This is a genomic window from Dolichospermum sp. LEGE 00246, assembly GCF_015207865.1.
GTDB classification, from domain to species: domain Bacteria; phylum Cyanobacteriota; class Cyanobacteriia; order Cyanobacteriales; family Nostocaceae; genus Dolichospermum; species Dolichospermum heterosporum.
The window spans coordinates 1-5,436 of sequence record NZ_JADEWA010000376.1; the positions used below are offsets into that span (position 1 = coordinate 1).

At 37.5% G+C, this 5,436-nt stretch carries 7 protein-coding genes; 5 read left to right on the plus strand and 2 right to left on the minus strand.

Annotated elements, in window-relative coordinates; all coding sequences use genetic code 11:
- The first annotated feature begins 132 nt into the window (after positions 1-132).
- The 5 genes from IQ228_RS20105 to rfbB all read left to right on the plus strand — a co-directional run bounded on the left by IQ228_RS20105 (position 133) and on the right by rfbB (position 4,082).
- Positions 133-456 carry a phasin family protein gene (locus IQ228_RS20105; RefSeq protein WP_027403831.1) on the plus strand — a complete coding sequence of 108 codons (324 nt, stop codon included), beginning with the start codon at positions 133-135 and terminating at the stop codon, positions 454-456.
- Positions 457-534: 78 nt separating this feature from the next.
- On the plus strand, positions 535-1,053 hold the full coding sequence (locus IQ228_RS20110) for an FKBP-type peptidyl-prolyl cis-trans isomerase (protein ID WP_081424364.1): 519 nt from the start codon (positions 535-537) through the stop codon (positions 1,051-1,053).
- Between the two features lie 103 nt (positions 1,054-1,156).
- Positions 1,157-1,795 carry a DUF6391 domain-containing protein gene (locus tag IQ228_RS20115; protein WP_193964135.1) on the plus strand — a complete coding sequence of 213 codons (639 nt, stop codon included), beginning with the start codon at positions 1,157-1,159 and terminating at the stop codon, positions 1,793-1,795.
- 248 nt (positions 1,796-2,043) lie between these two features.
- A complete protein-coding gene (locus tag IQ228_RS20120; protein ID WP_193964140.1) occupies positions 2,044-3,051 on the plus strand; it encodes a glycosyltransferase in 1,008 nt (335 codons plus the stop codon).
- Positions 3,052-3,059: 8 nt separating this feature from the next.
- Positions 3,060-4,082, plus strand: a complete 1,023-nt coding sequence (rfbB, locus tag IQ228_RS20125) for a dTDP-glucose 4,6-dehydratase (RefSeq protein WP_193964137.1) — start codon at positions 3,060-3,062, stop codon at positions 4,080-4,082.
- Between the two features lie 21 nt (positions 4,083-4,103).
- On the opposite strand, the gene IQ228_RS20130 is transcribed toward rfbB, so the two are convergent.
- Complete coding sequence (locus IQ228_RS20130) at positions 4,104-5,015, minus strand: indole-3-glycerol phosphate synthase TrpC (protein ID WP_370566915.1); 912 nt, start codon at positions 5,013-5,015, stop codon at positions 4,104-4,106.
- A 106-nt stretch (positions 5,016-5,121) separates the two neighbouring features.
- Positions 5,122-5,343, minus strand: a complete 222-nt coding sequence (locus tag IQ228_RS20135; protein WP_027403825.1) for a HetP family heterocyst commitment protein — start codon at positions 5,341-5,343, stop codon at positions 5,122-5,124.
- Positions 5,344-5,436 lie beyond the last annotated feature (93 nt).

Genomic DNA, 5,436 nt, shown 5'->3' on the forward strand with positions numbered 1-5,436 from the left:
GAGTAGGGGAGTAGGGGGCAGGGGGAAAGATATTTATTTGCAACTGACAACTGACAACTGACAACTGACAAAATAAATGTGTAGGCTAGAATTACTAAGCTTTTAGTTAGCAACAAGTCAGAGGAAGGCAGTATGGATAGTAACAATTGGTTGCAACAGCTAATGATGTTGGGTATTGGCACAACTTCTTTAGTTGCAGACAAACTCAAAGAAGTGAGTGATGAACTGGTAAAAGACGGTAAACTCAATCCTGAGCAAGCAAAGGCAGTCATGGATGATCTTGTACATCAGTTACAGTCAGAACAAGGCAACTGGGACGAGCAAATGCAGCGACAAATGCGAAACATGATGCAGGATTTGGGGGTCGCCCGTCAGTCAGAAGTAGACGAATTACGGGGGAGAATAGACCGTTTAGAGCGTCAGGTCCGGGATTTAGAAAATAAGCTATGGCGCTAAAAGATCATTTCTGATTTAAACTAATTTGTGTTCTGTCAGTAATCTGATCATCGGTAATTAAAAGAGAGAGGGTTGATTTTGAAAGGAATTTTCCTCAGCGTGGTGTTAATGCTGGTATGTGTTGGCGTTTTAGTATTTACCCAAATTAGCGGTCAAAAAGATGCGGCGATCGGTAATTCATCCCCAGCACAACCAACCACCACTGTCACGCAAGAAAACAATACGCCAATAAAGAGCAATACTATGTCTGAAGCAAATGCTGTTACTACCGCCTCTGGATTAAAATATATTGAACTACAAGAGGGAACGGGCGCAACTCCCCAAACTGGACAAACCGTTGAGGTTCACTACGTCGGTACATTAGAAAATGGGACTAAATTTGATAGTTCGCGCGATCGCGGTAAACCCTTTAGCTTTAAAATTGGCACAGGACAAGTCATTAAAGGTTGGGACGAAGGACTCAGCACCATGAAAGTAGGTGGCCGTCGTCAATTAATTATCCCCTCAGAACTAGGTTATGGTGCGCGTGGTGCTGGTGGCGTTATTCCCCCCAACTCTACTTTGATTTTTGACGTAGAACTAATCAGCGTTAAATAGTAATTGGGAATTGGGGTGAGGTTATTGGGAAAATCAGAAATTTTCAGTTATTGCAATCGTCAAAAAATATCACCAAGGAAAATTAATTCTCAAAAGAAAAAAGATGAATACTTCTTATTCGAGCGAATCGTATTCCTTTAACTTTGACTTTCTTGCACCTCACCCCAAACAAGATGCTGATTTACTGCAACAGTTATCTTTTATCCCTGGGTTGAAAGAAATTCTCATGCTCCGTCAAGTTCACGCACTGGAACACGCCACTGTCTGGTTACTAGGGGAAAATAAATATTCCTCTTTATCATCAGGAACAACCACCAATATACAATTAGATGATGAATTATTAGGTGGTTTGTCTACCGAACAGGGATTTTTTCTCTATGGTGATGTGAATATTCATGATTTGCGCCGTGCAGTAACATTAGCTAAACATCGTCTGACCACTGGAGAATGGGATTTAGCTGTACATCCCCGCTGTGGCACAAATGTATCTGTAGCCATGTTATTAACAGCAGGACTAGCAGTAACAATTTCTTTTTTACTACCATTTCGACCAATTGAACAACTAATCGGTTTTGGTTTAGCCGCCACAGCCGCAGCGGAAATTGCACCAGATTTAGGAATGCTCACCCAGCGTTATCTTACCACCTCTATCCCCTTTAATTTAGCTATTGAAAATATTACCATCACCCGTGATTTTTGGGGTAAAGAAAGTCATTTTATCAAAGTATATTGGGAAAATTAGGAATCCGTAGGGGCGCAGGGCCTGCGCCCTGATTCATTCACCACCTGCGCCCTGATTCATTAACCACCTGCGCCCTGATTCATTAACCACCTGCGCCCTGATTCATTAACCACCTGCGCCCTGATTTATTCACCACCTGCGCCCTGATTCATTAACCACCTGCGCCCTGATTCATTAACCACCTGCGCCCTAATTTATTCACAACCCACACCATTATTTATAAACTTCAAAATTAGATATTTAGGATGATGAGAAAACTTTACTTTTTAGTACCAGGAACAAATGGTAAATTTGCTTGTGGAGGTCTTTGGGCAGAATTGAAAACAGTTGCTTTAGCTCAACAGATTTGTGATGCTGAAGTAGTTACCTATCGTCAGCGAGAATCAGATAAATTATTTTTAGATGATTTATTAACAGAAAATAACTTAGATGTAGATAACATAATTTTTGTAATTAGTTGGGGATTCAATGTTGGTAAATTAGCGGCTAAATTGCAAAAATATCATGTAATTTATCACGCTCACAGTGCAGGTTATAAAATTAATTTACCAGCGAGTATTCCTATAATTACAGTAAGTAGAAATACTCTAGGTTATTGGGGACAACAAGCCCCAAATGCTCTAATTTATTATTTACCCAATCAAATTAGTGATGAATTTACTAATTTACATCAACATCGAGATATTGAGGTTTTAGTGCAAACCCGGAAATCTTCAGAATATTTAATTAAAACCTTAATTCCGGCTTTAGAAAAAAAATGTAAAGTATTGGTTATTGATAGTTATGTAGAAAATTTACCAGCTTTATTTAATCGTGCTAAAGTTTATCTTTATGATTCGGCAGAATATTGGAAATTACAAGGAGTTAGCGAAGGATTTGGCTTACAACCAATGGAAGCATTAGCTTGTGGTTGTCAAGTCTTTTCTAGTGTCAATGGGGGATTATCGGATTATTTAGATCCGGGATTTAATTCTTATAAAATTGCTGGCTATGCTTTAGAATATGATGTTGCCAGAATTTTGCAGGTTTTAGAATCTTCAGTAGCATTGACTTTATCAGAAACTGTGTTAGCAGAATACAGAACTGAGCATATTATTCACCGTTTAGGAGTAATTTTAGCAGACATAAATAACTTCTTTGATCATAAACATAACTATTCAACTAAAATTCCCGATTTTACAAAAATCCGGTTAGCGCAATTGTTTACACAGAAAATCTTTGCTAAAATCAAGAAGAAATATTTACAGGGTAATTAGGGAATCTCATGAATAGACGATTACTGGTGACTGGAGGTGCTGGGTTTATTGGCGCGAACTTCGTCCATCATTGGTGTCAGGCTTATCCAAATGATAGAATCGTGGTACTGGATGCTCTTACCTACGCTGGAAATCGCCATAATTTAGCCTCTGTTGAAGCCAAAGAGAATTTCCGATTTGTGCAAGGAGACATAAGCGATCGCTCTTTAGTTGATAAACTACTTTTAGACGAAAATATAGATACTATAGCTCATTTTGCCGCCGAATCTCACGTTGATCGTTCCATCACCGGACCCGCTGCATTTGTCCAAACTAACGTAGTGGGAACTTTTACTTTATTAGAAGCTTTCCGTCAATATTGGCAAGCAAAAAACCAACCTAGTAATTACCTATTTCTTCACGTTTCTACCGATGAAGTTTATGGTAGTCTCACCTCAGATGAACCGGCATTCTCAGAAACTACAGCCTATAGTCCCAATAGTCCTTATTCCGCTTCCAAAGCTGGAAGTGATCATCTAGTTCGGGCTTATTATCATACTTATAAATTACCGACAATTATCACTAATTGCTCTAATAATTATGGTGCTTTTCAATTTCCCGAAAAGCTAATTCCTCTGATGTGTATTAACATTCTAACTGGTAAAGAATTACCTGTTTATGGTGATGGTAAAAATGTCCGCGATTGGTTGTATGTAGTTGATCACTGTCGGGCGTTAGATGTGGTAATCCATCAAGGAAAACCAGGAGAAAATTACAACATTGGTGGCAATAACGAAGTTGAAAATATCAGTCTGGTACAAAATTTATGTGCAATCATGAACGAATTAGCCCCAGATTTACCAGTATATCCAGCGGAAAAATTAATTACTTTTGTGAAGGATAGACCTGGACATGATCGAAGATATGCCATTAATGCCAATAAGCTAAAAACAGAATTTGGCTGGACTCCATCTGTAACAATTGCAGAAGGTTTACGTTTAACCGTAGAATGGTATCTCAGCCGTAGTGATTGGTGGAAACCCTTACTATGATCAATCCGTAATTATCAATTATTACCTAATCTTTAATTCCTCTGAATAATGAATGGGGAATTTCGATTGCAGGAAATTTCTGACAGCTAGTTCCAAATCATTTTCTTTGAGCAAAGATTCTCCGATGATCACTGTTTGTACACCACATTCAGCCACAAACGATAAATCATCGGGGGTTTCTATACCTGATTCACTAAGGACTAAAATTCCCAGTTTTTGAAGTTGCGATCGCCTAGCTGCCAATAATTCCTGAGTGGTGTTAATATTAATGCTAAAATCCCCTAAACTCTGGTTATTAATAGAAACTATCCTCACATCTTCTAAAGCTAAAACTCTATCCAAATCATTTAAGTTATGAACTTGGATAACAGCATTCATACCTAAGTAATGAATCACTCGTAAAAAGTTTTGTAATTGCTTATCTGTAAGAATAGCAGCAATTAATGATATTGCATCTGCACCAGCCGAACGGGCTAAATAAATTTGGCAAGGATCAATGATAAAATCTTTGCAAAGTAGAGGTATTCCTACCCGATATCTGATAGCACGTAGATGATCAAAACCACCATGAAAAAACTTTTGATCGGTAAAAACAGATACACAAGATGCTCCTCCTCGTTTATAGGCTTGAGCAATAGTAACTGGGTCAAAATCTGGTCTAATTACACTATGATAAAGTGATGCTTTTTTCACTTCTGCAATTAAACTAGGTTTATAAATACTCAATTGCAAAGCCGTAAAAAAGTCCCGCACAGTAGGAGCAGCACTTAATTGACGTTGCAAGGAAGCCCAGGACATATCTTGTTGCATTTGTGCAACTTCTAGTTTTTTCTGCCACACAATTTCTTGAATAATTGTTTGCATTTGATGATTATAAATTGTGGTTGGGTAGCTCATGAATTCTGCATAATAATCATATTTTTTTTGATGAATCTTCACCTTACCTTTTTATTTTCCAGAAAGAATTTTCACAAATTCAGATTTAAAAACGCAACTACTTTAATTTTCCATCAAATCCTTCAGCTTTTCTCATAGGAAGTTAATTTTGCTGAGAATTACCAAGTAAGCAGTTAGTTTTAAGTAATCTGATATAAGTACGATAGGGTATATAGTCCATAGGATTATAACCAGCAAATTGTAAAACTAGAACACAAGCCCAAGAATATTTACCCGCAATAATTGCTTTGATTATTTGCTCTATTTGTTCAGTCTTAATTTTTTTGTTAACCGACGAATGATAATCGCTAAAATTTTGACTCATAATATGCACTCCTGTTGAAAATAAGAATCATCTAATGGTTTTGAGATTTTTTCATGCCTCTTTTTTAAGACTACCCAAAGTTACTCTTTCAAT

What these genes read in the sequence shown, in the direction of transcription:
- IQ228_RS20105 (WP_027403831.1), top strand. Translation starts at nt 133, where the DNA reads ATGGATAGTAACAATTGGTTGCAACAGCTAATGATGTTGGGTATTGGC.
- IQ228_RS20115 (WP_193964135.1), top strand. Translation starts at nt 1,157, where the DNA reads ATGAATACTTCTTATTCGAGCGAATCGTATTCCTTTAACTTTGACTTT.
- IQ228_RS20120 (WP_193964140.1), top strand. Translation starts at nt 2,044, where the DNA reads ATGAGAAAACTTTACTTTTTAGTACCAGGAACAAATGGTAAATTTGCT.
- rfbB (WP_193964137.1), top strand. Translation starts at nt 3,060, where the DNA reads ATGAATAGACGATTACTGGTGACTGGAGGTGCTGGGTTTATTGGCGCG.
- IQ228_RS20135 (WP_027403825.1), bottom strand. Translation starts at nt 5,343, where the DNA reads ATGAGTCAAAATTTTAGCGATTATCATTCGTCGGTTAACAAAAAAATT.